This window comes from Arthrobacter sp. E3 (assembly GCF_017353415.1).
GTDB lineage: Bacteria > Actinomycetota > Actinomycetes > Actinomycetales > Micrococcaceae > Specibacter.
Genome location: NZ_JAFMPX010000046.1, coordinates 1 through 26,911, shown reverse-complemented (window position 1 = coordinate 26,911; position 26,911 = coordinate 1). Strand labels below are relative to the sequence as shown.

Genomic DNA, 26,911 nt, shown 5'->3' with positions numbered 1-26,911 from the left:
AACCCGGGCCCCATTCCCCCCCGGCCCCACGATTCGCGGGTGAATCCTACGCATAACTAAGCCGATTTTTAGAAAGTACTTGACGCAATGGAAAGTACTTTCATATAGTTGGGTCAATGCATTTCACGACTCAACTGAAATGGTCCACCATGACTTCCCATGACAGCTCCCCATCAGCCGCCCAAGCCCGCGAACTTCTTGCCACGGCGGAGTCCGTTGGCAGCACCGCCACCAGCGCGGCAGGCTGGCCCACCGCCATGGTCTTCAACTCCTTGGCGATTCTCGGCTCCATGCTCATGATCGGTTTCCAGATCGTGACCCACACCGGCTACGGCGCCCAGCTTCTGGCCATGACAGTGGGAGCGTGGGCAGCCATCACCGCCATCACGTGGTCGTGGATGCACACCACCACCAAGGCGGGGTTCTCCAAGCGCTTCGCCGGCTCGATCACCGCTTACATGGTGCTTTACGTGGCGGCCATACTCATCGGATCGCTCGTCTTCCCCCATGGAAGCCTGGCCTACTACATCACAGCCGCAGTCATCCTCGCCGCCGTCGGTTTGGCCGCAGCTTTCAGGGAGCTGCGCGCATGAACCAGCACTCAGGCCAGCCAGAGGAAACGCACACAGAACGTCCCGCGCACCCCCGCCTTGAACTCAGCGAGGTTCTGCACCAGCCCGTCAGGTTTTCCATTGCCGCAGCCCTGGCCAAAACGGAAACCATGGATTTCAAGGACCTGCGCAACACCCTCCAGGTGAGCGACTCCGTCCTCAGCAAGCAACTGTCAACGCTGGAAAAGGCCGGCTTCGTTCACATCAAGAAGGCCTTTGTGGGCAAGTTTCCACGCACGTCGGTAAAACTCACAGCCGCGGGCCGGCAGGCGTGGGAGCACCACCTGCAAATTCTGCGTCAGATCGCCGGCTCCTGAACCTATGCCGGGTTGAGCGCAGTAGGGAACCTAAGCAATTCAACATTTTTGTAGCTTCTCCACAAAAGAATGACTCCGCACACGCATAAACGCCATGATGTGTGCGGAAAACCGACATAGTCGCGCTAGGCTCAGGAGAGAATAGAAGGAGTCCCGTGTGACCATTTCACAGCCCGCCAGTGCGCATAAGCTGAGCAAAGTCCTGATTGCCAACCGCGGCGAAATCGCTGTCCGCATCATCCGGGCCGCCCGCGACGAAGGCATCGCCTCCGTCGCCGTCTACGCGGAGCCGGACAGGGAAGCGCTGCATGTGCGCATGGCCGACGAGGCCTTCGCCCTGGGCGGCACCACAGCCGCCGACTCCTACCTCGTCATGGAGAAGATTCTCGACGCCGCCCGCCAGTCCGGTGCCGACGCCATCCACCCTGGGTACGGCTTCCTGTCGGAGAACGCTGAATTCGCCCAAAAGGTGGTTGACGCCGGCCTGACGTGGATCGGTCCTCCGGCCGCCGCCATTGCCGCCCTGGGCGACAAGGTCCAGGCCCGCCACATTGCCGAAAAGGTGGGCGCACCTCTGGTCCCGGGCACCAAAAACCCGGTGGAATCAACCCAGGAAGTGCTCGACTTTGCCGACGAATTCGGCCTGCCATTGGCCATCAAAGCGGCCTTCGGCGGTGGCGGCCGTGGTATCAAGGTGGTGCGTACGCGCGAAGAAATTCCCGAGCTGTACGAATCCGCCGTGCGTGAAGCCATCGCTGCCTTTGGCCGCGGCGAGTGCTTTGTGGAACGTTTCCTTGAAGCCCCCCGCCACGTGGAAACCCAGTGCCTGGCAGATGAGGCCGGCAACGTCGTCGTCATCTCCACGCGCGACTGCTCCCTCCAGCGCCGCAACCAAAAGCTCGTTGAAGAGGCCCCTGCGCCGTTCCTTACCGACGCACAGAACGCCAAACTCTACGAAGCCTCCAAGGCCATCTTGAAGGAAGCCCATTACGTGGGCGCCGGAACCTGTGAGTTCCTTGTTGCCAACGACGGCACAATCTCCTTCCTCGAGGTCAACACCCGCCTGCAGGTGGAGCACCCCGTCTCCGAGGAAGTCACCGGGATCGACTTGGTCCGTGAACAGTTCAGGCTGGCCCGCGGCGAAGAACTTGGCTACACCGACCCCGAAGTCCGCGGCCACTCCCTCGAGTTCCGCATCAATGGCGAGGATGCCGGCCGCGGCTTCATGCCGGCACCGGGCACCGTCGCCACCCTCGTTTTGCCCACCGGTCCCGGCGTCCGTGTCGACTCCGGCATCACGGCAGGTGAAATCATCGGCGGCAACTTTGACTCCATGCTGGCCAAGCTGATCGTCACAGGCGCCACGCGCGAGCAGGCCATCGCCCGCGCCAACCGTGCCCTGGCCGAGATGGAAATTGGCGGCATGCCCACCGTCCTGCCGTTCCACCGCGCAGTGGTCGCCGACCCCGCCTTCGCCCCGGCCAACGGTGCGCCGTTCACGATCCACACCCGCTGGATCGAAACCGAGTTCAACAACACCATCCCCGCCTTTGACCTCTCACAGGGCGCCCATGCAACGGACGACGCCGGCACCCGCCAAAGCGTCACCGTCGAGGTGGGCGGCAAACGGCTTGAGGTGACGTTGCCGGGCTCGTTTGCGCTCAGCAACGGTTCTTCCAGCGGTGCGAAGAAGGCTAAGAAGTCCGGCCGCAACCGCAGCTCCGGCCCGGCGGCAGCCAATGGCAATTCGCTCACGTCCCCCATGCAGGGAACCATCGTCAAGGTCGCAGTGGCCGACGGCGACGTTGTCTCCGAAGGTGATCTGATCGTGGTTCTTGAAGCCATGAAGATGGAGCAGCCGCTCACAGCCCACCGAGCAGGAACGGTGACAGGCCTCAGTGCAGCAGCCGGAGACACCGTTTCCGCTGGCGCAGTGCTGGCAACCATCGAAGACTGAAAAAGAAGAGCAGCACAACCAAAAAGCGGGTCTCACCGAAGTGGTGGGGTCCGCTTTCTGCTTTGTTTGGGGTGTGCAGCAGGCTCTGCACCTGGACACATTGCAGCACCAATCGGTCCGGTGCGGCAGGAAGCCTAGCTACGCTTGATGGTTTACGTGGATGCGGGGTTCCGTGGTGTCCACAAGACCGCTGCGCACGCCCAAGACCGCTAACTGCACCCGGTTGTTAACTTTGAGACGCTTCATGATGCCGGCCAGTTGCGCCTTGATCGTGGCTTCGCTCAAATGAAGGGAGCGCCCGATTTCGGCATTGGTGTCTCCCGCAGCCACGGCCGCCAGAAGCTTCGTGCCATGGCCGTTGAGCTCGCTTTCTAATACCAGTCGATCGTGCCGCGGGGGCGCGCCTGGGCTCTGCAGCCTGGGAGAGGCCGCGGTCATCGAGAAGATGGCCGCGCCGCGGTGAATCATCCTCAGAGCGGGGCCCAGATCCTCGGTGATCTGAGTTTTTGCCAAATAGCTCACGGCTCCGGCTTGGTAAGCCTGGATCATCGTTTCGCGGTCCGTCTCGGAGCAGAGCATGACGATCTTTGTGCGCGGCGACTGCTCAGCAATGCTGCGGATGACGGCGATCCCATCCATCCCGGGAAGTTTCCGTTCCATCAGCACTATGTCTGGGTCAGAAGCAACGACGGCCGCTACGGCTTCCACCCCCGTCCGGGACACCGCATCCAACCTCACGTAGTCCAGGCCCGCCAAAACGGCTCGAAGACCTTGGTGAAGGAGAAAGTCCCCATCGACCAGATGCACGCTTATCGGTGTGCCGTTCGTCATTTGCACTCTCCTTTGAGGCAATCATCGAGTCCGTCCATAAATGAACGTCAAAAAAATATGAGCCATCACACAGCCGGGAAAATTAATTCTTCCAGTGTTATTTCGCCGTCAGGGAAAAATTGCTTCACTGCTTAGAAACAATTCATGGAACTAAAGTATATAAAAAAATAGACAAGTGGATGCTCGGATTGAACTAACGGCTCAATAATCAGTCCGTTCGGACAGGCGAACCGACGGTGAGACCACCATTTTCCACGAATCATCCGTCAAAATTACGCAGATGGCAGCCAGACGTCTACATTCCACTCGTAACAGTGAGCGACGTCATTGTCTTTGACAACAATTGCCCGACCCTGCAATATGGTCTCGGTCTAAAAGTCCATTGCGCGGCTGGAACGCCTCCATTTCTTTGTTACTGTTGCTAATTCGGGCCTCTTAGACTCGATTTAAAGGTCATCACCAAAATACACATCCAGGGGATAAAAATGAGTGCAGTACAGAACGAGAATGCTCCAAAGTCCGGCCGCGCCAAGAAGATTTTGTGGCTGACGGCGGGGCTGGTGCTCGTCGGCGGCGGCGCAGCCTTCGCTTACTGGACCGCGGGCGGCTCTGGTACTGGCTCGGCTGCCACCGGCACCACCTCCGTCATCGAGCCCGTGCAAACCACCACTGTCACTGACATGCACCCCGGCGACACTGCCCAGGCTCTCAGCGGCAACTTCACCAACGGCGATGATGGCCCCGTCTATGTCAGCACGGTGACAGCTAGCATCTCCTCCGTCACCCCCGCTGCCGGTGCAGCCGCTGGCACATGCGGTCCCTCCGACTACAGCCTTGATGGAGCGGTCATGACGGTGGCTGCTGAAGTGCCGGTCGGATTCAGGCAGGGTGCGTGGAGCGGTGCCACGATCAAGTTCAACGACAAGCCCAGCAACCAGGACGCTTGCAAGGGTGCCATCGTCAACCTGGCCTACACCATCGACTAAAGCAACTAGCTCAACGCAGTCAAGACTGTCGAGACAATCGACACAGCCAGCTAGTACAGGTGCCTGCCCATCCCGGTTGCGGGATGGGCAGCGTTTGCACACGGTGGAAGAAAGGCAGGATGCGCAGTGATTCGATTGACATTGTTCTGCAAGCGCGAGAGGTGGAGGAACAACCGCTGCCTCCTCAGCGCCGCACTCCTCGCTCTCCTCGCGTTTCTGCTCACCGCTGCCAGCAACCCCCCGCTTCCGGACGTGCTCGGCTCAAGCCCGTCAACGTTCCGGATCGAAGGCGAGGTCCGCTCCATGCCTGCCGGGTCCCCGGCCACACCGCTGTGCCAAGGTCCTGCAGCCGTGCTGGTCCCGGGAGTCACCCGCTGCTTCATCTACCGGGTCCACAACACGATGGGCCAACCCATCAACGTCCACACAATCACGATGGGACTTGACCCGGCCTACCCCTCACCTCCCTCGGGCTGCTCCGCCGAGAAACTCCTCCTGCCCAGCTTCTCCGGCGCCTTGGAGGTGCCCGCCGGTGAACACAGGGAAACCCCCGGCCTGCCGATCCAGCTCAAGAACACCCCGTCCAACCAAGACGATTGCCAACAAAAAATGCTGCACTTCACGTTCTCCGGGACTGCAAGCTACGCAGGCCCGGGAAATCCCGTGCCGAAAAAGGAATTACCTGTCACTGGCGCAGCCCTCGGCGGGTTCCTCCTCGGAGCCGGCGTCCTGGGCTCGGCTGGCTGGATCCTGCTCGCAGCGGCCAGACGCCGCCGGGCCAAGGACCACCCATGAACCGCCTCCTCGCAGTGCGGCGCACCGCACTACTAACAGCAGCATGCACCCTGGCTCTGGTTTGCGGGCTGTTCACCACCCCCGCCCTGGCCTACTTCACCTCAGGCGGAACAGGGACCGGCACTGCTGCCGCTGGCACCCTGCAACCCTTGATCATCCTTCCGGCCACCACAGGAACCTCAACCGTGGCGCTCCAGCCCGGAACCAGTGGGGACCTGGTTGTGAAGGTCACCAATCCCAACACCCAAGCGGTGACGCTGCTGAGCACCTCCCAAGGCGGTCCGGTAAGCGTGCAAGGAGGCACCGGATGCACCAGCGATCCCGCCTGGCCCACCAACCTGGGCAACTCCGGGGTCAGCATGCCCATAACCACCACACTGAATATCTCGCTGGCTGGCGGAGAGACCCTCGTATTTCATCTGCCAGGGGCGGCCGCGATGAGCACCTCATCCGCTACTGGCTGCCAAGGCGCCAGTTTTAACATTCCGGTCACAGTCGAGGTCCAGCAGTGAAACCGTCCCGCAACCATGACCGGCCGCCCAGCCACCGATTCCGGCGTGCATTGACAGTCGCGGCGCTGCTCGGCGCCGCACTCGGACTCGCCGCCCCCGCGTACAGCTACTGGAACGCCACCTCCACAGGATCTTACGCCAACGCGGACGCCGCAACACTACCGGCACCGGACCTCACAGCAACCTCCACCACTGCCACCAGTGCCACACTCGCCTGGAGCACACCGTTCCAACCCACCGGCTACGACCTGGCCCAATCACCAGCCACCCTCACAGGCTGCCCGACACACCCGGCCACCAACGCCACCGGCTGTACCGCGTCCGGGTTGACCCCGAACACCGACTACACCTTCTCCCTCTCGGCAGCCATGCACAACTGGCGCAGCCCTGCCACCCTCACCACCACCACACCCAAACAAGCCACCACCACCACCATCACCGCCACCACCCCACCAACCGGGCCCGTCGGAACCAGCTTCACCGCCACCGCAAACGTCAGCGGAAATTCCGGCTACGGCGCCCCGGCCGGCACCCTGACCTTCAGCCTCTTCACCACCACCAACTGCTCAGGCCAGCCGGCACTCACCACCCCTCCGCAGCCCATCACCAACAAAACAGCCACCGGATCCCTGCAACCACCAACCGGGACCTACTATTGGCAAACCACCTACACCCCGGCCGACACCTACAACACCACCAGCACGAGTACTTGCAGCACAGCAATCACCGTGACCCCTCCTGGAACCCCGCCCGCGGTGGCGGTCGGAATATCCCCCGTGGGGGTTGTGCTCTCTCCGGACGGGACACGCGCGTACGTCGCAAACTTCAGTGTGGGCACCGTGTCCGTGATTGCCACGGCCACCAACACGGTGTCAGCCATTGCGGTCGGGGGGAACCCCTATGAGGTGGCCCTGTCGCCTGACGGAAAGTACCTTTACGTCACTAGGCCTTATGTCAATACCGTGGTTGTGGTCGATACAGCTACTAACTTGATAGTCAAGAACATCACCACCGGAGCCTATCCGTGGGGGCTGGCAGTGACGCCCGATGGGGCCCATGTCTACGTCGCCAACTACCGCTCAAACTCGGTGTCGCTGATTGACACGGCCACTAACACGGTCTCAGCCACCATCCCTGTCGGTGTTTACCCCGACGCGGTTGCTGTGACCCCAGATGGTGCCCATGTCTATGTCACCAACGCCAGCTCGGACACGATCTCGGTGATTGCCACGGCCACCAACACGGTATCGACAACCATCCCCTTCACGGTTGGGGCCGCCCCCTCCTCGGCGGCAGTCTCCCCCGACGGAGCACATGTGTACGTCGCCACCACCAGTCCGCATGCGGTGTACGTGATTGACACGGCCACCAATGCGATCTCGGCCACCATCACCGTCGGGACCGCCCCGTCCTCGGTGGCTATCTCCCCCGATGGCGCACACCTCTACGTCGCCAATTCTGTTTCGAACACGGTGTCTGTAGTTGATGTGGCCACCAGCCTGGTGTCGACCACAATCCCCGTCGGTAACACACCGATGGGAGTGGCGCTGTCACCGGATGGTTCACACGTGTACGTCACCAATGAGAGGTCGTACACGGTGTCGGTGATTGCGGTGCCGGTTCTGCATGCCGGTACGCCCCCCGCAGCACAGGTGGGGATGGCGTATTCATTCACACTTCCAGCCGTGAATGCAACCTCCTTCGCCGTCACTGCCGGGGCGCTTCCAGCCGGATTGATTCTAAATGCTGCCACCGGGGTGGTCTCCGGAATCCCGGTGGCGCCCGGTTCGTCCACATTCACGATCACGGGTGCGGGTCTTTATGGGCAGGCGTCCACGGCCTACACGATCATCACCGCCGCCCCGTAGGACGGTGGTTGGCCGGGGGCTTGGGTCCCGCCGTGGACGTGGAACTGCGATCCGCCTGGCGGACGTTTGAGGTTACCTCCGCACCAATTCAAGGTACGACGCCGGCCCTCTCGACCGCGCGAGCCTGAAGTTGGGTGGCCAACTGCACTGCCGGGTAAAAGCGGCTGCCGGATCCGCACCGCGCTGACAACACGCGAGGAAATACGTTCATAAAGGCTTGGAGAGACGTAAAAGGCGGGTCCCACCGGAGAGGGTGGGACCCGCCTTTACCGCCGAGAGAGGGTCAGCTCATGTTCGACGTGTAGTCGAGGTCGCGGGTTTCTTTCAGGATCAGCAGCGCAATCAAGGTCAGCACAGCCATGGCGGAGAGGTAGATTCCCACCAGTACCGGACTGCCGTTGGCTGACTGCCACAGCGCCACCGCAATGAACGGGGCCACGGCGGCACCGAGAATGCTGGCCATGTTGTAGCTGATGGCCGAGCCCGTGTAACGCACGTTCGTGGGGAACATTTCCGGCAGGAGCGCACCCATGGGGCCAAAGGTGAGGCCCATGAGCGTGAAGCCCAGGATCAGCAGTGTCATCACCCCTGCGGTGCCTGCGCCGAACAAGGGAACGAACGTGAAACCAAAGACGATGATGCCGGAGGTGACCCACAGCAGCATCTTGCGGCGGCCGTACTTTTCCGCCAGCGGCCCGGAGACCAAGGTGAAGATGCCGAAGAAGACCACGCCGATGATGAGCATGATCAGAAACTCGTTACGAGTGAATCCCAGCCCGGGAACCCATGAGGCGATGGAGTCGGCGGACATGGGCTTGCCGGCTGCTGCCGCTTTGGCCTTGGCTGCTTCCAGTGTTGCCGGTGTGGTGCCGTAGGAGAGCGTGAAGGTTGTCATCAGGTAGAACAGCACGTAGGTGGCCAGCATGACGAACGTGCCCAGGATCAGCGGACGCCAGCTGGTCTTGAAGACGCGGCCCACCGGCAATTTCGACACTTCGCCTTCATCGATCACCTTCTGGAAGGCGGGTGTTTCCACCAGCTTCAGGCGGACCCACAGGCCAATGATGACCATGACGGCGCTGAGCAGGAACGGAATGCGCCAGCCCCATGCCATGAACTGTTCGGACGTCAACGCAAAACTGATCCACAGGAACAGTCCATTGGCCAAAATGAAGCCGATCGGAGCGCCCATCTGCGGGAACGTTCCCCAAATGGCGCGTTTTCCTGCAGGAGCGTTTTCGGTGGCGAGCAGCGCGGCGCCGCTCCATTCCCCACCCAGGGCAAGGCCCTGCAGGAAGCGCAGGACGACGAGCATCGCGGGGGCCAAAATGGTCCAGCCGGGCACCAGCGCCGTGGGCAGGCAACCGATCAGGAACGTGGCGACGCCCATGGTCATGAGCGACGCAACGAGGGTTCCCTTGCGGCCGATCTTGTCGCCGAAGTGGCCAAACACCACCGAGCCCAGGGGCCGGGCAATAAAGGCCACGCCAAAGACGGCGAAGGAACTCAGCAAGGCCACGGAACCTGTGGCGTTCGGGAAGAACAGCGCCGGGAACACCAGCACCGCAGCCGTCGCGTAAACGTAGAAATCATAGAACTCGATGGTGGTGCCAATGAGGCTTGCCACGATCACGCGGCCCCTGCTATTGACTGGCGGGTTCTCCACTATCCCAGCTTTGTGGGGAGTACTCATGAGTCAGCTTTCTCTTGCGCCGCACCGCAGCCAAAGGCTGGCTGCACGACTGTTTCTTCGTGATGTCAGACCACCAAGACTAGCGAATCCGTCCACCTAATGGACAGCCATTGTCAATATGTGGACATCCCACCTCTTCCCCACCACTGTATGGGCATAAAAGTACGACGTCGGGAGGCGCCTCCCAGCGAGGGGCACCTCCCGACGTCGTGCGGGAAATCAATCAGTTTGCGCCTGTCACCAGGCTGCGCCGCAAATTACAGCTCCTGCGAAACTTCTTCCAGAACCTGGTCTTCTTTTTCTTCAGGGTGGCGGGAGAGGTTCCACAGGGCCAGGCCCAAGCCGCCCCACACCGTCAGCAGGGCAATGATCATCATGGTGATGGCTACCGGGGTCATGCGTTCACCTCAATTTTGTTGTTGTCGATGTCGCCCTCAAGAACTTCGACGGCGTTGAACTCTTCATACTCGGGATCATTGAGTTTGGATTTCTCACCCCACGGAATCAAGGAGAGCAGCAGTGCTCCCACTATCAGAGCAGCGGCCATTCCCCAGCCGAAGACCCCGTTGAACCATGCCGGATAACCGGAATACTGTTCCGTGCCCTTGATCTGCAACTCGCTGATGAGCATGTAGCCCAAGGCAACCGGCACAACACCGCCGACCAGAATGCGCCACACCACGCCCATCTTGATGGTGGAGGTCTTGTTGACGTGCCGCTGCAGGCGCGGGAGGCTGCCGAGCCCGGCCGTGACCACAATGACCGTGACGAGGGCGCAGGCCAGGATGCCGAACTGGTTCACGAACGCGTCCGAGGTGTCCAGCAGTTGGATGCCGGTGGTGGTCGGGAACAGGATCAGCGAAATCAGTGCAATGGGGATCGTGACCACCAAGGTGGCTGCCTTGCGGCTCCACCCCAATTTGTCCTGGAACGCTGCAACGATCACTTCGAGGATGGAGACCAGCGAGGTCAGCCCGGCAAACACCAGGGAGCCGAAGAACAGCACGCCGAGCACAGCACCAAAGGGTGCTTCGGAGACGATGGTCGGGAATGCCACGAAGGCCAGCCCGATCCCACCGGAGGCAACATCCTCCACAGCCTGCCCGGAGGCCACGGACATGAAGCCAAGGGCTGCGAAAACACCGATGCCGGCGAGCAGTTCGAAGCCGGAGTTGGCGAACGCAACCACCATTCCCGATCCGGTCAGGTCGGTCTTGCGCTTCAAGTAGGAGGAGTAGGTGACCATGATGCCGAAGGCCACGGAGAGCGAGAAGAAGACGTGGCCAAAGGCCGCAGCCCACACGGAGGCATCCTGCAGGGAAGCCCAGTTGGGGGTGAAGAACGCGTTCAGGCCCACCATGGCACCCTTCAGGAACAACGACTGCACCACAAGGATCACGAACATGGCAATCAGCAGCGGCAGGAAGATGGCATTGGCCCGTGAAATGCCCTTATTCACGCCGGCCACCATGATCACAATGACCACGATCCATACCGCCAGCATCGGGAAGAAGACCTTGGCGACGAAGTCGAAGGACAGTCCTGCCGTATCAGCGGACTTCAGGAAGTTGTTGAAGAAGAAGCCCTCCGCATCATCACCCCAGGCCTTCGTCAGGGAGAACCACGTGTACATGGCGGCCCAGGCGATGATCGCGGCGTAGTAGACGGCGATGACGAAGCAGATCAACACCTGCCACCAGCCAATCGGTTCGGCTGCGCGGTGCAGACGCCGGTAGGACAGCGGGGCCGAGCCGCGGAAGCGGTGGCCAATTGAATAGTCCAGGAACAGCAGCGGGATGCCTGCGCACAGCAGCGCAACCAGGTACGGGATCAGAAACGCGCCGCCGCCATTTTCGTAGGCGACGTACGGGAAGCGCCAAATGTTGCCCAGTCCCACGGCGGAGCCGATGGCTGAGAGGATGAAGAGTCTGCGCGAGGAGAATGTCTCTCGACGGGCCGGGGCAGCTGTTCCGCCCCGGCCTGCGGGTGATTTTGTCATGAGGCTACATTAGCCAAGCCGTCCACCTGTTGGACAACTGGCGCCAATATATGGACGGCCGGCGCCCCGACAGAGACTGCCCGAAATCCTTACATGTGGACGTGCAACCTGCGGGCAGCTTCCGAAATGGAACCTGACAGGGATGGGTACACCGTGAACGTGTTGGCAACGTCATCGACGTGCAGGTTCTGCGCTACGGCCAAGGCGATCGGGAAAATCAGCTCGCAGGCACCGGTTCCCACCACCACGCCGCCAATGACAGTACCGGTGCCCTTGCGGGCGATGATCTTGATGAAACCGTCGTCCACGTTGCGCATCTTGGCACGGGCGTTGGTCTTCAGCGACAGCTTGACTACGTCGCCTTGGCACCTGCCGGAGGCAATGTCGGCTTCAGAAACGCCCACCGAGGCAATTTCCGGGGAGGTGAAGATATTGGAGGAAACCTTGTTCAGCTTCAGCGGTGACACACCGTCCCCGCCCAAGTGGGCGACGGCGATGCGGCCCTGCATGGCGGCGACAGAAGCCAACGCAAACACACCGGTGCAGTCGCCCGCTGCGTACACGTTGGGCGCGCTGGTGCGGGAGACGCCGTCGACCTTGATGTGGCCGCTGGGAGTGACTTCCACCCCCGCCGCTTCCAGGCCGATGTCGGTCGTGTTGGGGATGGATCCCACACAAACCAGGCAATGGGAGCCGGTGACGGTGCTGCCGTCCCCCAAGGTAACGATCACGCCGTCGTCCGTGCGCTTGACGGCCTCGGCGCGGGAGCGGGAAAGCACGCGCAGGCCACGGCGGGCGAAGACGTCCTCGAGCACTGCTGCGGCGTCGGAATCCTCGCCGGGGAGCACCTGGTCGCGGCTGGAGATGAGGGTGACCTTGGAACCGAGGCCGTTGAAAGCGGAGGCGAACTCGGCGCCGGTGACACCCGAGCCCACCACGATGAGTTCTTCGGGCAGCTCGTCCAGGTCATAGATCTGGGTCCAGTTCAAGATGCGTTCCCCATCAGGCTGAGCTGTGGCAAGCTCACGAGGATGGGCACCCACCGAGATGAGGATGGCGTCCGCCTTCACGATCTCGTGAGTTTCACCGCGGTCCACTTCAATGGTGCGGTTGTCCAGCAGCCGGCCCGTGCCGATGATGATTTTCACGCCCAGGGCTTCGAGGCCGCGGCGGATGTCAGTGGATTGTTCGCGGGCCAGGCGCATGACGCGTTCGTTGATGTGCAACAAGTCGGCCTTGATGACCTTCTTGGGGTTGCCCTTGGACGCTTTAAAGCTCACTCCCATCTCGGTGGATTCAACACTGCGGTTCATGGCCTCAGCCGTGGCAATGAGCGTCTTGGACGGGACCACATCCGTCAGAACGGCTGCACCACCGAGTCCTGCACGCTCAATGATGGTCACCTTGGAACCCATCGACGCTGCAACGAGAGCGGCTTCATAGCCGCCCGGGCCGCCGCCGAGGATCGCAAGACTGGGAAGGGCAAAGGGCTTGGAGGCATCCTGATCGCTGGTCACAGTTGTTCATTCTCGCCTATCCGGGGTGTGGCACCAAGTTTCGTCTGCTGCGTCACCTCTTAACAGCCGCAATTCCCGGGAGTTTCGACCACGGGCAGGTATGTTTGTGACATGAGCAACTCAGACACTTTTCCGGCCGGCGACCCTACGGCATTGGCAGCATCAGCGGCAGCATTTCTGGCCAAGGCCACGGGAGTTGAACGGCATGACTTGGCGTTGGTACTGGGATCGGGCTGGGGCGCTGCGGCCGGGCTGATCGGTGAAACCACAGCTGTGGTGCCGGCGGAGGATGTTCCCGGCTTCAGCGCGCCGTCGGTCCCGGGGCATGCGGCCACCTTGAGCTCCGTGCGCACGCCCAATGGGCGCAACGTGCTGGTATTGGGCGCCCGCACGCATTTTTACGAGGGCAAGGGCGTGCGGTCCGTGGCGCACGGCGTCCGTACGGCAGCCGCGGCCGGCGCGAATATAGTGGTGCTGACCAATGGTTGCGGCGGTTTGAATCCGGAGTGGACGCCGGGCACTCCCGTGCTGATCAGTGACCACATCAACTTGACGGCGGCGTCGCCGCTCGAGGGTGCCACATTCGTGGACTTGACGGACTTGTACTCCTCCCGGCTGCGTGCAGTTGCGCTGGAGGTCGACCCCACCCTGTCGCAGGGCGTGTACGCACAGTTCACCGGCCCGCACTATGAAACCCCTGCCGAAGTGCAGTACGCCAAGCGGATCGGCGCCGACCTGGTGGGTATGTCCACCGCGTTGGAGGCCATTGCCGCCCGGGCCGCCGGCATGGAAGTCTTCGGCATGTCGCTGGTGACAAACCTGGCTGCCGGAATCAGCACGGAGCCACTGTCCCACGGGGAGGTCCTGGCCGCCGGTGCAGCCGCTGGCCCGCGCATTTCACAGCTGCTGGCTGACATTATCGCGAAAATCTAGCCGGCGCGCAGATTGCCGCTGTTGGGAGAAAAATCAAACAAGTGAAATCTTGTGGCTGGACACGCCTCTTGCATGATTCCACGGCAAGTTGTATTGGGAACACACTCACGCCTGCGCGTGAGCAGGAGCGAGGAGCGCTAAATGTCCACTGATGCAATCCATAAGTGCAGCGATCCGTTCTCCCTGTCACAGAAGAAGGTGTGGCACATCCTTGAGGAAATCTCGAGGGAGGCTGTCGCCTCAACTTTCGAGCAAGCCTATGTCGATGCCATACGGCTGCAGGTCGATCCCACAGGCGAGGGACTGATCAGCGACATCTCAGCAGTCGATAAATTGGCCGGTATCCAGGGTCGCCTTGATGCCCGGAGCCCCTCCGCTGCCTCGGACGATCGCCTTTCGGTCGATGGTGAGCAGGCTGCCACCATCGACGTGATTGTGCACCATCTGGTCCGGGAGCGCATTTTTAGGCTTCTCGGAGGCTTCATTAAGGCTGTTGGGGGTGAGGAAGCAACAGCAGGGCAGTGGCGCGAGTTTCTCCAACTCCGCCAAGGTGAACTGGGTGCCATTATCGATCCGGTCGACGGCACCAGCAATGCACGCACCATTCGCGAGGGCTTCAGCTGCAACATTGCGCTTTTCCGTTCGCGCGGTGGCGGCACTTTTGAACTCCTCGGCGCCGTATGCACAAACAACAGCCAAGAGACACTCGCCTTCAATCTGAATCCTGAATCGGCTCATATGATGAGCCCCCGCGGAACAGTGGTGGACCTTACCGGCGCAGCATTTGATCCCACTAGGCGCCGGCCCGGAACGCTGGCCACCGTGGCCACACGTGGGCCCGCCCGCGAAGAGATCAGCGGAATCCTCGATCCACAGGGCAGTTTCGACCTTCCCTCCACTGAATATGGGGGCAAGACGGTCCACGACCCTGCACTCACGGTGTTCGTCACCGCCGGCGCACCGAAGATGATCAGCTGGCCTTTGAGTGGGCTCGACTATCTGTACGTACCTCACGATCAGGCCGTTTATGACGCCATCCCGATGGGTGGAGTTCTGCTCGCCGGAAACTGCTCCTATTACATTGCCAGTACCGGTCAGCGGGCAACCTTCGAGGAGGTCATTGGCTGGCTCAGTGATGTGAGATCTCCTGGAGAGGATCCATACCACCACCGCACTTTCAAAGCCGGCCTTCTGGTACGCGACGGGGCAAACATATCCACAACAAAGAAGATTCTTGAAAAGATCAAAATACCCGTGCGCTGAGCAGCGTGGCAGGTCCCGTTCCGGACGGCAACTGCGAACCGCACAGGCGCCATGCCTTTTTAGTGGTTTGCGGTCCTGCATGCTTGGCCGGTCTGCGGATACATTGGTCAGATGAAACACTCTTCGAGCAGTTCAGCAGCAAACACGGCCCTCGAGTCGGCGGCGTTGAGCGAGGTCGCGCTGCAATGGGCCGGGACGGACCCCGAGCCGGCCATGGCTGCACAGTTGCGTGAACTGGTGGGCCAGTCCCCCACGGACGCCACGGCAGCTGCTGATCTGGCAGATTGCTTTAGCGGCGGACTCCAGTTCGGCACGGCCGGACTCCGCGCCGCCATGGGGCCGGGCCCCAACCGGATGAATCGCACTGTGGTGCGCCGTGCCGCGGCGGGCGTGGCCGCGCACCTTCTCGACCTGGCTGCCGCGCACGACGCCGGGCCGTACAGTCCGCGCGCCGTCATCGGTTTCGATGCCCGTCACCACTCGAGCGTGTTTGCACAGGAGACGGCGGCCATTTTCACAGCTGCCGGCGTTGAAACCTTCCTGCTACCTACTGCCCTGCCAACCCCTGTGTTGGCGTTTGCCGTCCGGCAGCTGGGCTGCGAAGCCGGCATCATGGTCACCGCCAGCCACAACCCCGCCCAGGACAACGGCTACAAGGTGTACCTGGGCGGCCGGGCCGTGGCGCCGGAGGCCCGCGGCGTGCAGATCGTGGCACCCCACGATGCCCGGATTGCACGGCACATTGCGGCAGTGTCGAATACGGAGCAGGCTGGCGACACCAGCAACATCGCGCTCGCCGCCAACGGCTGGACGGTGCTGGGTCCAGAGCTGCTGGACAGCTACAGAGCCTCGGTGACGGCACTGGCTGACAAGGCCCGTTTCCCCTCCCGGAAGCTGCGGATTGTGCACACGTCCATGCACGGCGTGGGCCATGAAACGGCCCTGGCAGTGCTCGGCGACGCCGGCTTCAAAGACATCCATGCGGTGCCCGAACAAGCCCGCCCTGACCCTGACTTCCCCACCGTTCCCTTCCCCAACCCAGAAGAGCCCGGAGCCATGGACCTGGCGTTCGCGCTGGCACAAGAGGTGGGCGCCGACGTCGTGCTTGCCAATGATCCCGACGCGGACAGGGCAGCCATCGGCGCTCCCCACCCAGTCACGGGCCAGTGGCACAAGTTCCACGGAGATGAGGTGGGGGCCCTGCTAGGGGCGCACCTGGCGTCCCGCGGCGGCAGTGTGCAGGCAAGGAAAGAAGAGCGCCCCGGAGGCAAGCGGGCCCGCAAGAAGCTCACAAAGGCTGCCGCCGCTCCGGAGCCCGTGTTCGCGAATTCGATAGTTTCCTCGCGCCTGTTGGAGCGCATTGCCACCAGCTACGGATACCGCCATGTTCAGACGTTGACGGGTTTCAAGTGGATCTCGCGTGTTCCCGGCCTGACGTTTGGGTACGAAGAAGCCTTGGGCTATTGCGTGGCCCCGGACGTGGTCCGGGACAAGGACGGCATGTCTGCCGGGTTGCTTGTCGCGGAAATGGCCGCCGCGCTCAAGGCGAAGGGCATGACACTCTTTGACGTGCTGGACGACCTTGCCCTGCAATACGGGCTACATGCCAGCGGTCAGCTCAGCATCCGGGTGGAGGACCTTGGCCAGATCACGGCGATGATGGCCAGGCTGCGCGCCGAGCCTCTAACCACCCTCGGCGGTTCCCCTGTGAACGGTTTCACTGATTTGTCCACGGGCACCCCGGTACTACCCGCCACCAACGGCCTGCTGTACCTGACGGAGAACGGCACCCGGGTGATCGTGCGGCCCAGCGGCACCGAGCCCAAGCTCAAATGCTACCTGGAAGTGATCGTGGACGTTTCCAGCTTGGATCAGCTCCCCGCCGCGCGTCAAGAGGCCGCACTCACCCTGGCCGCCGTGGAACAAGACATCAAGCAGGCGCTGGGACAGTAGCCGGCCGCCAGCGAACGAGCACTGCGCGGCTACCGCCCGGGGTGGTAACCGGCGCGGGCCACATTGACCAGTTCGCCTGCCGGACCGGCCAAGGTGGGAGCGCCCTTCCACACCGCTCGTATACGGCGCGTGAGCGCAACGCCTGTCACGGGAACCTCCACCAGCTCACCGCGTTCCACCTGCGCCCGGACGGCAAACTCGCTCAGCACGGCAGCCCCGGCACCGGCTGCAACGGCCAGGCATACGGCGGCGTTGCTGCCCAGTTCCATGGCCGGCTTCAACTGCGTATACTCCCTCAGCGCCGCATCAAGTGCCGTCCGGGTCCCCGAGCCGGGCTCGCGGACCACTAATGCGGCGGAGGCCAAATCCGCAGCAGCCAGCGGGATTTTGCGCTGCGCCCACGGATGCTTCGGCGCCACCACCACAGCCAGCCGGTCCGAGGCCACCACCATCCGGCGCAGGCCGGTGGGCACGTTGGGTGTCTCGACGAAGCCCACGTCGATGCTGCCGTGGTTGATTTCATCGAAAACGTGACGGGAGTTGTCCACCACCAGGTTGATCGCGAGGTCCGCAGCGTTAACTTTCAGTGTTGTCAACCAACCGGGCATCAAGTATTCGGCTACGGTTCGGCTGGCACCGACCGAAAGCTGCCCGCGCTTCACCTCGCCTAGCCGAACAGCCGATAGCAGCAATGCGCGCGTCGCGTCCATCACCGCAGCAGCCTCCATCAACAACTTCGCGCCGGTGCCTGTGAGCTGCGCGCCCGAGGTACGGCGGTCCAAAAGTGGAATACCCATCTCACGTTCAAGCCGGGCCATGGCGCGGCTGGCGTTGGGCTGCGCCATGCCCACGGCCCGCGCCCCGGCACTGAGGCTTCCCTCCCGGGCAACGGCAACGAAGAGTTCAAGGGCGGCCAGATCGGGCCAACGCGTGGTCATATCAAAACGATATACCTTTGGGCGGAATTGCCGTCTACCTATCAGGCCTGCGCTGCGAAAAACTAAAGACATGACCACCAAGGAACTGCCCCCACCCGTCCGCACCGACACCTCCGTCAAGATCCCCGCAGAATCTCCGCTGGCCCGCGCCGGTCACCGGTTCGGCGCGTTCCTGGCCAGTTGGGGGCCGGCCCGCTGGAAGTCGCTGGCTCCGGGACTTCTGGTGAGCGCCGTTGCCGCCGCGGCGGCCATGACCATCAGTGCACTGTGGCCCGGTGCCAGCACCCTTCTCATCGCGATTGTTTTCGGCGTTCTGCTGCGCAACCTGCTCCCGGTCCCGCAGCGACTGCAGGCCGGCTTTGACTTCGCCGCCAAAACCCTGCTGCGCGCCGGCGTCGTGCTGTTGGGCTACCAGCTGCTGGTGGCCGATGTACTCTCCCTGGGTGCCGGCATGATCCTGGTGGTCGTGTGCATTGTGGGACTGGGCATTGCCGGCACGATGCTGGTGGGGCGGTGGCTGGGATTGAGCCCCACCCAACGATTGTTGATAGGTTGCGGCTTTTCCATCTGCGGCGCCGCCGCCGTGGCCGCCGTCGACGGTGTCATTGAAACGAAGGACCGCCGCGAGGTGATGACAGCTGTGGCACTGGTGGTGATCTTTGGAACGTTGATGATTCCCGCCCTCCCGGCAGCCGCGGCGCTGCTGGGGCTTAGCGACTACCAAGCAGGCTTGTGGGCCGGTGGTTCCATCCATGAGGTCGCCCAGGTAGTCGCCGCTGGCGGCACCATCGGCGGAGCTGCCTTGGGCGTTGCCGTGATTGTGAAGCTGGCGCGGGTGCTGATGCTGGCACCGGTCATGGCCGTGATCAGTGTGCGCCAACGCCGCAGCGCGGGCCAGTCGGAGACCAGCCGCAAGCCACCCATCATGCCTCTGTTCGTGCTCTCCTTCATCCTCATGATGGCCCTGCGTGCCACCGGCTGGCTGCCTGATGCCGCACTCGACTTCTCCAAGAGCGGGGAGAGTTTCCTGCTGGCAGCAGCAATGTTCGCCCTGGGCGCTGGAGTACACGTGAAATCGCTGCTGTCTGTGGGCATGAAGCCCTTCATCCTGGCAGCTATTTCCACCGTGTGGGTGGCCGGGCTGGCATTGGGCGGATTGCTGCTCTTCGGCGCCACCGCGTGATGGCAGTCAACCGCGGGGCTTAATCCTGCTCTGCGCCAACCGGCATTGTTCAGAAGTCTTCTTCGCCAACCAGAAGGGCTCCAGATGTCGTAACTTCTCCGATGCGGTCCCGGCAGCACCGTCAGGGATCGCTCTCCGCACCCACAAATTTTGAGCTTGTGGGCTGGGGCCTGTGGTGCCCTCCCCTACTCCGGAAACCCCCGGCTAGAACTCGGCTGTGCCGCGGAGTCGGCGAGGCCGGCCGTCCGGGTCCACGACGAAGCGGCTCAGCGGGTCGGCCCACAGGCGCTGTAGGGGCGGCACCGGTTCGGGGATGTGGTGGCGAACCTGACCGACGGGGCGGGGCTGGCGGCCGCCCGTTTCGTGCCACTGGTCAAGGGCGTCGGCGGTGGACCTCCAGAGTCTCAGTGCCGAGACCGGGTCCTGAAGCTGTGGATCGTCCTGGCCCACCCCCAGGTGTTCGGCCCAGAGTTCGCGCCGCAGTGTGTGCGCCAAGGATGGGGATGCATCGTGACTGGTATCGACAACGGCGCAGGTGAGCTCGCTGTCCGTGGTCCAAGATCGGCGGTTGAAATTGTCCGAGCCGCAGGTGAACCAGGCGTCATCGATGATGCAGATCTTGGCATGGACGTAGATCGGAGTGCCGGATCCATTCTCCAGATTGAAAACGCCCACCCTGTCGGGCGCAACATCACGGAGCATCTTGATGGCACGGAGCTGCCCCAGCCGCATGGGAGGCCCTTTGAGAGCGCCGTCCGAGTCGGGTATGCGGGGCACCACGGCGATGACGTTGAGCTCGGGGTTACTCTCGAGCGCCGCGGCGATTCCTGCCACGACTTCCGTTGCCCAGAGGTACTGGTCCTCGATGTAGATCAGGGACCGGGCGCGGGCGAACGCTTTCGTGTAGGCCCGGGCAATGCTTCGTTCCCCCTCAGGGGCGAAAGGGAACGCGGGCCGCTTGATCCCATAGGTGCGCAGCAACTGCACGGCGTGCGGACCCGCTGGGGGTGGCGGCGGCACTGTCTCTGGCAGCGGTCTAGGGTGCCGCGGCATCCGGGCGAGGCGTTGGAGCAGCATACGGTAGGGCGTGCTCCGGTCCAAGGGATGGGGATCGTTCCATCGCTCAGCGAACACTGCCAGAACATCCGCCACCACGGGTCCGTGCAGTTCGAGTGTGGCGTCATGCCACGGCGGCCGCTTTCCGTAGTGGGAATCCATGCTCACCGCTTGCGGGTCGCCAAAGTGCTCCGCATTGTCCCGACGGCTGTGCGAAAGATCGATCCCTCCAACAAAAAGCCACGTCCCTTGCGGGGTTGTCCCGGTGCCGGATGACAACCAGCTTTTGGTGATGGGAACCGAACAGGCGGACCCGCTGATCCAGCAGAACCTCACCGCCGGCGTCGTTGATCTGACGGCTCAGCAACTCGTTGGCCCGGCCGCTGATGGGGGCCGAAACGCGCTCCCCATGCGATCTCCAGACAAGGCCACGCACTTCCACGCCCTTGCGCGCCACCTCTGCCAGCAGTTCTCCGATGGACGGCCCGCCCGGCAGCAGCCGCTCGTTGGCGTCGCCGCGCCAATCGGTGAACCATACACGGTCACCCGCCCGCAGGACTGTCAGCTCCTCATGCAGCCGTGCGAAGTACCTCGCCCCATGAATCAACGGGCGCACAAGGTTTCCCTCCGACCACGACGGCGATCCGGCACCGCCAGCATGCACCTCTGTCGCCAGGTTTCCCCGCTCATCGCGACTCAGAAACCACGAACCGGCGTCACTGTCCACGTTGCCTTCCTTCCTGCCCTGGCCAAGAGGCCCATATCTAATCCCCAAGATAGCCCAGGACCTCCGGTCCTCCTATCACCAACCGCCCCTGACGCGCTCGGCTTTAGCGGAAGGTGCCGCTCGGGCCAGCTGGGCATCTCCGAGGCCTGGCCAACCCCGCAGTGCCACTCCGGTGGCTTTGCACTACATGGTCCGGACTGCACACCAACGCGAGTGGCGGGAGCCAGCAGGAAAGTCCTTGGATCGTGCGCCTTCACCACCTTGTCCGTCCCCCACAGCGATTTCGTGGTGGAAATCGGCGCTCGCATCCAAGGCTGGCACTAAGGGATTGCCAGGGGCCAGTGGCTTCTAATGGGCGACGAAGTTCCGCACGACCCGGAAATCTATGCCAACTTCGCCTGCGGCCACACCAGACAGGCCGCCGCAATTGCCATCCGCTAGCAAGAGCAGGCGCTATTTCCCGCGGACCCGATGGCCGGATGGGGTGGAAGATCTTCGGAAAAGTCCACGGCGGCATGGTTATGAAGGTCGAGCGGGCATGGGCGCGTTGTAATTCAACCCAGACTTAAGCTGCCTGATTGGCAGTTCCATCCACAACTTGGGAACCTCGCAAGTCCGGCTCAAACCTCAGGACGTCTGGCGTGCATGCTTCAAGAGCAAGACTGTCCTCCCGGTCAAGTCGGGACAACTCGGAGTACGGATCCTCGGCCACAATATGTTTTGCTACGAAGCGGCGGGCTGCTTCACGAAGTTGCCTCATGTACAGAGACTAGATAGGGAGGCTGGGTAACAACTGAGCAACGGCTAGGTATTCCCACCTAAGCTGCGCAGGTTAAACACCAATACTTCTAAGAGTTCAGCACGAGCACTTAGCCGCCACCGCGTAGGCGCAGCTGTGTGGCACCATGGGGATACACATCCGAACCAGGGAAGGTACGCACCATGACATACGAAGACCCCTTCACGGGCGAGGACGCCCCCAACGACCTGGCCCGCTACATCGACCACACACTGCTGGCTCCTGAAGCAAGCCGCGCCGACATCCTGCGCCTGTGCAAGGAAGCCGCCGCACACCACTTCAAGTCGGTCTGCGTGAATCCGGTCTGGGTTGAAACGGTGAAGAAGGCGCTGCTGGGCAGCGGCGTGCTGACCTGCACAGTGGTGGGATTCCCGCTGGGCACGCACAACACCGATGTGAAAGTTTTCGAAGCGCGTGGTGCCACGATGGACGGGGCCGACGAGATTGACATGGTCATCAACATCGCCTCTGCCAGAGCCTTGGACCGCGAAGCCCTCGTTTCCGATATTTCTGCCGTCGCAGAGGTGGTGCACGGCGAAGAGTCAATCCTGAAGGTCATCATTGAAACGGCGCTGCTCAGCGACGACGAGAAGATCCTGGCCTGTGAGGCAGCGGTGGAGGCCGGGGCTGATTTTGTGAAAACGTCAACAGGCTTCTCCGGCGGGGGTGCAACCACCCAGGACGTTGCGTTGATGCGCAAGGCCGTTGGGCCCGACATTGGGGTGAAGGCCTCCGGCGGCGTCCGCTCCCGCGAACAAGCACTGGAAATGATCGCCGCAGGGGCCACCCGGATCGGCACCAGTGCAGGAATTGCCATTGTCACAGGCGGCACGGGAACTTCCAACTACTAAACGGGGAAGTTTCCGCCGCAATTCATACTAAGATCATGGATAGATCATCGTGCCGGTTTGCCGGCCCACCACCCAGCTCCCCACCTTGGGGTAAGGAGGAACCGTGTCCGACCGCAAGTACAACGGCGAAAACAGCCTTGTTCAGTCCGTCATTTTGTTTGTCATCTTCTTCGCCTTGTTCCTTGGCGGCATCTTCTCGCTCTCTTACTGGAGCCTGGAAAGCTTTGCGCATGCCTTCGTGCCGGCCTGCCTTGGCCTCGGCTTGTGCGCTCTGGCCATCTTTGTCCCCGTGACAATCATTGGCCGCTCCAACTCTGCCGGTGAGTAATTAGTCTGAACCCTGCATGAGCTGGGAAATGGTCACCTGCGCCTGACAATGTCAGCCGCAGGTGGCCATTGTTGCGTCACGGACTCTCCCCTCCCCACCGGCACCGGGGTACTGGCCGTAATACCTATCCGCAGCCGCCAGCTACCTGTCGACACGGGCGCATGCACTCATTCATACTCACTGTAATCACGTCACAACCCGTGACACGATTGGCGGGCTTCGCACCCCCGCGACCGTGGAATTCAGTGAGGGGACCAGGCAATGGAGCTTGGAAAGAAATGCTGGCATGTGTTGGCTTACGCAACCATGGCATCAATGATGGCAAGCTTCATGGTGGCTTTGGCAGCCGTTCCTGCCAGCGCTGATCCCGGCGGGATCGTGATTTCGGAGCTGAACTACCACGCCGGCTCTGACCTGGACACGGATGACTTTCTGGAACTGACCAATACCTCTGCGACACCCATCGACGTCTCGGGATGGTCTTTCACCGCAGGAGTGACGGGCGTGCTGGCCCCAGGCACCGTCATCCCCGGCAAGGGCTACTTTGTCGTCGCGAAGGACGCCGTCCAGTTCAAGACCACCTACGGGTTTGTGCCCAACGCGGTGTACGGCGGAAACCTCAGCAACGGCGGCGAAACGGTCACCCTTGCTGATGCGGACCTCAACACCATTGACACCGTCACCTATGCGGACGCGTCGCCGTGGCCCAGCAGCCCCGATGGGACCGGCCCGTCGCTCGAGCTGCGCAACCTGATGTCGGACAACACTGTGCCCGAGAACTGGGGCGCCAGTCTGCTGGCTGGCGGCACACCGGGCGCCAAGAACTCGATCGATGGCACCAGCCCCGCACCCGCCACACCCGCGGTCACGTCCTTGAAGGCAACCCCCGCCCGCCCGACCCCCGGACAGGCCATTGTAGTTTCGGCCAAGGTGGAGGCCGGCTCCACGGCGAAGCTGACGTACAAGGTGATGTTCGGCGCCGACGTCGTGCTGCCCTTCCTTGACGATGCCGCCAGCGTCGGCGGCGCCGGCGACGGCACGTACTCAGCCACGATTCCGGCCCAGGCGGCCGGGGCACTGGTCCGCTACCGCGTCGATGCCCTCGCCGGCACGGTCGCCTATTCTGAGCCCACCGCCGGAGACTCCGTGCGGTACCGCGGGGTAGTGGTGCTCAACTCCGCCGTCTCAACCCAGCTTCCGGTGATTGAGTGGTTCATGGAAGACGCTGTCTATGAGGACATCCTCGCCAACCACCGTATGGACAAGTTCAAGGGTGCTGCGGTGTGGGCTTACAACGGCGAGGTCATTGACGGGGTTCAGATGAGCGTGCGCGGGAACTCCTCCCGCACCGCTGCGAAGGTGAGCTGGAAGGTCGCGATGCCCAAGGGCTATACTTGGAACATGGGCGGCAAGCTGTCCTATCCGCTGGATGAATTTGCCCTGCAAAACTATTCCGACAACTTTGCCGACGTCAGCTGGGCCACGGTCAAGGCCGCCGGCAACCGCGGGCTGGACATCGTCGCGGTCCGCACACAGCGCAACGGAGCGTTCTGGAGCATCGGACGCGTCATGGAAACCGAGGATAGCACCTGGCGCGCGGCACAGGGCGTCACCAACTGGTCCATCTACAAGGGTGACGGCGGCAGCGTCGGACGGACATCATCCGTCGCCGATCTGACGGCCAGAGAATGGCTGGACAAAAAGACCCGCAAGACGGAGGACTACAGTGATGTATTCACCCTGTCCAACACCGTTGATGCAGCCCCGTCACCAGCTCAGAAGGCGTGGATCTACCAGAACGTCAACGTTCCCGAACTGGTCAACTACATGGCGATCAACTCCATCATCCGCCACCATGACAGCGGCTGGTACAACTGGTGGCTTGCTCGGGACACGGAGGACACGGGCCGCTGGGAAATGTGGCAGTGGGACTTGAACTGGACGTTCACCAACGCCTCCTCAGACGGCAAGGGACTGTTCCTGACTCCGGACACGTCCAACCGGTTCACCAGTGCCATGCTCGCCTACCCGGAGATCAAGGAAATGTACTACCGCCGCCTTCGCACCCTCTCCGACCAGTTCCTGGCGCCTGGCAAGTACGAGTCACAGTGGGATGCCATCACGGCCACCATGGTCAATGACTGGAACCTCGACTTCCAGAAGTGGCGCGGATACTCGAACAATGCTGCCCGCACCAACTTCATCGCGGGCTTGGCAGACCGCCGCAACGCCATCAACAACAACACCGGTCCCGGGAAGCCGGTACCCGTCTCTCAGGCCGCCACCGCCCGCGTTGTGATCAATGAGATCCAATACCACCCAAAGGGAACGGGCGGGGAATACATCGAGCTGGCCAACCCAGGCACCACGGCCGTGGATATTTCAGGGTGGAAGGTCGACGCCGTGGGCCTCACCATCCAGCCCGGTACCGTAATCCCTGCCGGCGGCTACGCACTCCTTGTCGGCAACGACAAGGCCTTCCGTCAGGCGTACCCGACGGCCAACCGCTTTGTTGCCGGCCAGTTCACCGGAACCCTTGATGACACCGGGGAGGCCGTGGTCCTCACCGACGGCACCCGTACGGTCAGCGCCGTCACCTACTCCAACGCGGCCCCCTGGCCGACAGCGGCTGACGGGACCGGCCCGTCGCTGGAGCTCTCGTCCCCCACGGCCGATCCGGCCAACCCGGCCAACTGGAGGGCACTGTCAACAACGTTCGGCACGCCGGGACTCGTCAACACCGCAGGGACGCCGCCGGTGAATCAGGCTCCTGTGGCCGCGTTCACCAGCAGCGTCAACGAGCTGGTCGCCACACTCAACGGAACCACCTCCAAGGACCCCGACGGCACCATCACCTCCTACGCCTGGGCCTTCGGGGACAACACCACCGCCACCGGAGCCACGGCAACCCACACCTACACCGCCGCCGGAACCTACAACGTGACCTTGACCGTGACAGACAACAACGGCGCCAAGGACACCATCACCCAACCCGTCACCGTCACCACCACACCACCACCGGCCGGTGTGCTGGCCAATGACACCTTCACCCGCACCGTCACCGCAGGCCTGGGCACCGCCAACACCGGAGGCGCCTGGACCCTGGCAGGAACCGCAGCGAACTTCGCCGTCAACGGCAGCACCGCCACCATCGCCACCGCCGCCCGCACCAACAACTTCGCCTACCTAAACACCGTCGCCTCCAGCGACACCGACGTCCAAGCCACCCTCAGCTTCAACCGGCCCACCGCCAGCAGCGTCTACGCCGGCCTGATCGGACGCAAGGTCGGAACCGCCACCTACGGTGCCCGCGCCGTCGTCAGCTCCACCGGCACCGTTGGACTCCACCTGCAAAAGAACACCGACACACTCCTGAAAACAGCCACCATCAGCGGCCTGACCTTCAACAATGGCGACAAACTCCAACTCAGGGTCCAAGTCACCGGCACCTCACCAACCACCATCCAAGCCAAGGTCTGGAAAACAGGCACCACCGAACCCGCCGCCTGGCAACTCACCACCACCGACACCACCACCGGACTCCAAAGCCCAGGAGCCATCGGCATCTACACCTACCTCAGCACCACCGGCGCCCCCACCCCCATCACCGTCGCCATCGACAACCTCCAAGCAACAGGCACCGGCTCCGTAACACCGCCGGTGAATGAGGCTCCTGTGGCCGCGTTCACCAGCAGCGTCAACGAGCTGGTCGCCACACTCAACGGAACCACCTCCAAGGACCCCGACGGCACCATCACCTCCTACGCCTGGGCCTTCGGGGACAACACCACCGC

Annotated in this window: 22 protein-coding genes; 14 read left to right on the top strand and 8 right to left on the bottom strand. The window is 62.5% G+C overall.

Going from position 1 to position 26,911, the window contains the following annotated elements; translation table 11 throughout:
- The first annotated feature begins 149 nt into the window (after window positions 1-149).
- From JMA46_RS15100 to JMA46_RS15090, 3 genes are all read left to right on the top strand, one after another.
- A complete protein-coding gene (locus tag JMA46_RS15100; protein WP_207346173.1) occupies window positions 150-593 on the top strand; it encodes a hypothetical protein in 444 nt (147 codons plus the stop codon).
- Window positions 590-928: a transcriptional regulator gene (locus tag JMA46_RS15095; protein ID WP_207346172.1), complete on the top strand. Its 339-nt coding sequence runs from the start codon at window positions 590-592 to the stop codon at window positions 926-928. Before JMA46_RS15100 ends, JMA46_RS15095 begins: the two co-directional genes overlap by 4 nt.
- 157 nt (window positions 929-1,085) lie before the next feature.
- Window positions 1,086-2,885 carry a biotin carboxylase N-terminal domain-containing protein gene (locus JMA46_RS15090; protein WP_207346171.1) on the top strand — a complete coding sequence of 600 codons (1,800 nt, stop codon included), beginning with the start codon at window positions 1,086-1,088 and terminating at the stop codon, window positions 2,883-2,885.
- A 138-nt stretch (window positions 2,886-3,023) separates the two neighbouring features.
- On the opposite strand, the gene JMA46_RS15085 is transcribed toward JMA46_RS15090, so the two are convergent.
- Window positions 3,024-3,716, bottom strand: a complete 693-nt coding sequence (locus JMA46_RS15085; protein ID WP_207346170.1) for a response regulator transcription factor — start codon at window positions 3,714-3,716, stop codon at window positions 3,024-3,026.
- Window positions 3,717-4,201: 485 nt separating this feature from the next.
- On the opposite strand from JMA46_RS15085, the gene JMA46_RS15080 reads away from it, so the two are divergent.
- The 4 genes from JMA46_RS15080 to JMA46_RS15065 all read left to right on the top strand — a co-directional run bounded on the left by JMA46_RS15080 (window position 4,202) and on the right by JMA46_RS15065 (window position 7,877).
- Window positions 4,202-4,702: a hypothetical protein gene (locus JMA46_RS15080; protein ID WP_207346169.1), complete on the top strand. Its 501-nt coding sequence runs from the start codon at window positions 4,202-4,204 to the stop codon at window positions 4,700-4,702.
- A gap of 126 nt (window positions 4,703-4,828) precedes the next feature.
- Complete coding sequence (locus JMA46_RS15075) at window positions 4,829-5,497, top strand: hypothetical protein (protein WP_207346168.1); 669 nt, start codon at window positions 4,829-4,831, stop codon at window positions 5,495-5,497.
- Window positions 5,494-6,009, top strand: a complete 516-nt coding sequence (locus tag JMA46_RS15070) for a hypothetical protein (protein ID WP_207346167.1) — start codon at window positions 5,494-5,496, stop codon at window positions 6,007-6,009. Before JMA46_RS15075 ends, JMA46_RS15070 begins: the two co-directional genes overlap by 4 nt.
- Complete coding sequence (locus JMA46_RS15065) at window positions 6,006-7,877, top strand: beta-propeller fold lactonase family protein (protein ID WP_207346166.1); 1,872 nt, start codon at window positions 6,006-6,008, stop codon at window positions 7,875-7,877. The genes JMA46_RS15070 and JMA46_RS15065 overlap by 4 nt, the downstream gene beginning before the upstream one ends.
- A gap of 283 nt (window positions 7,878-8,160) precedes the next feature.
- On the opposite strand, the gene JMA46_RS15060 is transcribed toward JMA46_RS15065, so the two are convergent.
- The 4 genes from JMA46_RS15060 to JMA46_RS15045 form a co-directional block, all read right to left on the bottom strand.
- Entirely contained in the window at window positions 8,161-9,570 is a 1,410-nt protein-coding gene (locus JMA46_RS15060) for an MFS transporter (protein ID WP_207346165.1), read from the bottom strand.
- Window positions 9,571-9,827: 257 nt separating this feature from the next.
- Window positions 9,828-9,968 (bottom strand): methionine/alanine import family NSS transporter small subunit, encoded by a 141-nt coding sequence (locus JMA46_RS15055; protein ID WP_207346164.1) that lies wholly within the window; start codon window positions 9,966-9,968, stop codon window positions 9,828-9,830.
- A complete protein-coding gene (locus tag JMA46_RS15050; RefSeq protein WP_207346163.1) occupies window positions 9,965-11,569 on the bottom strand; it encodes a sodium-dependent transporter in 1,605 nt (534 codons plus the stop codon). Before JMA46_RS15050 ends, JMA46_RS15055 begins: the two co-directional genes overlap by 4 nt.
- Window positions 11,570-11,658: 89 nt before the next feature.
- Window positions 11,659-13,035, bottom strand: a complete 1,377-nt coding sequence (locus tag JMA46_RS15045; protein WP_348770190.1) for an NAD(P)H-quinone dehydrogenase — start codon at window positions 13,033-13,035, stop codon at window positions 11,659-11,661.
- Between the two features lie 162 nt (window positions 13,036-13,197).
- Here JMA46_RS15045 and JMA46_RS15040 point away from each other — a divergent pair, with 162 nt between their 5' ends.
- The 3 genes from JMA46_RS15040 (at window position 13,198) to JMA46_RS15030 (ending at window position 17,235) form a co-directional block, all read left to right on the top strand.
- A complete protein-coding gene (locus tag JMA46_RS15040) occupies window positions 13,198-14,019 on the top strand; it encodes a purine-nucleoside phosphorylase (protein ID WP_207346161.1) in 822 nt (273 codons plus the stop codon).
- Between the two features lie 141 nt (window positions 14,020-14,160).
- The gene (locus JMA46_RS15035; protein WP_207346160.1) at window positions 14,161-15,282 is read left to right on the top strand and encodes a hypothetical protein; all 1,122 of its coding nucleotides are present in this window, start codon (window positions 14,161-14,163) and stop codon (window positions 15,280-15,282) included.
- A 111-nt stretch (window positions 15,283-15,393) separates the two neighbouring features.
- Window positions 15,394-17,235: a phospho-sugar mutase gene (locus tag JMA46_RS15030; RefSeq protein ID WP_207346159.1), complete on the top strand. Its 1,842-nt coding sequence runs from the start codon at window positions 15,394-15,396 to the stop codon at window positions 17,233-17,235.
- A 29-nt stretch (window positions 17,236-17,264) separates the two neighbouring features.
- Here JMA46_RS15030 and JMA46_RS15025 read toward each other — a convergent pair whose 3' ends face one another.
- Window positions 17,265-18,173, bottom strand: coding sequence for a LysR family transcriptional regulator (locus JMA46_RS15025; RefSeq protein WP_247647351.1), 909 nt, complete (start codon window positions 18,171-18,173; stop codon window positions 17,265-17,267).
- A gap of 70 nt (window positions 18,174-18,243) precedes the next feature.
- Between JMA46_RS15025 and JMA46_RS15020 the strand changes: the two genes are divergently transcribed.
- Window positions 18,244-19,356, top strand: a complete 1,113-nt coding sequence (locus JMA46_RS15020) for a putative sulfate exporter family transporter (RefSeq protein WP_207346158.1) — start codon at window positions 18,244-18,246, stop codon at window positions 19,354-19,356.
- A gap of 204 nt (window positions 19,357-19,560) precedes the next feature.
- Here the strand turns inward: JMA46_RS15020 and JMA46_RS17335 are convergent, their stop codons facing one another.
- Together JMA46_RS17335 and JMA46_RS17330 are read right to left on the bottom strand one after the other, a co-directional pair.
- Window positions 19,561-20,574 carry a phospholipase D-like domain-containing protein gene (locus JMA46_RS17335; RefSeq protein ID WP_247647350.1) on the bottom strand — a complete coding sequence of 338 codons (1,014 nt, stop codon included), beginning with the start codon at window positions 20,572-20,574 and terminating at the stop codon, window positions 19,561-19,563.
- Entirely contained in the window at window positions 20,537-21,139 is a 603-nt protein-coding gene (locus JMA46_RS17330; RefSeq protein ID WP_247647349.1) for a hypothetical protein, read from the bottom strand. Before JMA46_RS17330 ends, JMA46_RS17335 begins: the two co-directional genes overlap by 38 nt.
- A gap of 942 nt (window positions 21,140-22,081) precedes the next feature.
- Between JMA46_RS17330 and deoC the strand changes: the two genes are divergently transcribed.
- The 3 genes from deoC to JMA46_RS15000 all read left to right on the top strand — a co-directional run.
- Entirely contained in the window at window positions 22,082-22,789 is a 708-nt protein-coding gene (gene deoC, locus JMA46_RS15010; RefSeq protein WP_207346157.1) for a deoxyribose-phosphate aldolase, read from the top strand.
- A gap of 103 nt (window positions 22,790-22,892) precedes the next feature.
- Window positions 22,893-23,117, top strand: a complete 225-nt coding sequence (locus tag JMA46_RS15005; protein ID WP_207346156.1) for a hypothetical protein — start codon at window positions 22,893-22,895, stop codon at window positions 23,115-23,117.
- 306 nt (window positions 23,118-23,423) lie between these two features.
- Window positions 23,424-26,911: lamin tail domain-containing protein (locus JMA46_RS15000; protein ID WP_207346155.1), on the top strand; the 3,488-nt coding region annotated here is incomplete at its 3' end.

Coding starts and splice junctions, on each gene's coding strand:
- JMA46_RS15100 (WP_207346173.1), top strand. CDS start 150: ATGACTTCCCATGACAGCTCCCCATCAGCCGCCCAAGCCCGCGAACTT.
- JMA46_RS15095 (WP_207346172.1), top strand. CDS start 590: ATGAACCAGCACTCAGGCCAGCCAGAGGAAACGCACACAGAACGTCCC.
- JMA46_RS15085 (WP_207346170.1), bottom strand. CDS start 3,716: ATGACGAACGGCACACCGATAAGCGTGCATCTGGTCGATGGGGACTTT.
- JMA46_RS15080 (WP_207346169.1), top strand. CDS start 4,202: ATGAGTGCAGTACAGAACGAGAATGCTCCAAAGTCCGGCCGCGCCAAG.
- JMA46_RS15070 (WP_207346167.1), top strand. CDS start 5,494: ATGAACCGCCTCCTCGCAGTGCGGCGCACCGCACTACTAACAGCAGCA.
- JMA46_RS15060 (WP_207346165.1), bottom strand. CDS start 9,570: ATGAGTACTCCCCACAAAGCTGGGATAGTGGAGAACCCGCCAGTCAAT.
- JMA46_RS15055 (WP_207346164.1), bottom strand. CDS start 9,968: ATGACCCCGGTAGCCATCACCATGATGATCATTGCCCTGCTGACGGTG.
- JMA46_RS15050 (WP_207346163.1), bottom strand. CDS start 11,569: ATGACAAAATCACCCGCAGGCCGGGGCGGAACAGCTGCCCCGGCCCGT.
- JMA46_RS15040 (WP_207346161.1), top strand. CDS start 13,198: ATGAGCAACTCAGACACTTTTCCGGCCGGCGACCCTACGGCATTGGCA.
- JMA46_RS15035 (WP_207346160.1), top strand. CDS start 14,161: ATGTCCACTGATGCAATCCATAAGTGCAGCGATCCGTTCTCCCTGTCA.
- JMA46_RS15030 (WP_207346159.1), top strand. CDS start 15,394: ATGAAACACTCTTCGAGCAGTTCAGCAGCAAACACGGCCCTCGAGTCG.
- JMA46_RS15025 (WP_247647351.1), bottom strand. CDS start 18,173: ATGACCACGCGTTGGCCCGATCTGGCCGCCCTTGAACTCTTCGTTGCC.
- JMA46_RS15020 (WP_207346158.1), top strand. CDS start 18,244: ATGACCACCAAGGAACTGCCCCCACCCGTCCGCACCGACACCTCCGTC.
- JMA46_RS17335 (WP_247647350.1), bottom strand. CDS start 20,574: ATGGATTCCCACTACGGAAAGCGGCCGCCGTGGCATGACGCCACACTC.
- deoC (WP_207346157.1), top strand. CDS start 22,082: ATGACATACGAAGACCCCTTCACGGGCGAGGACGCCCCCAACGACCTG.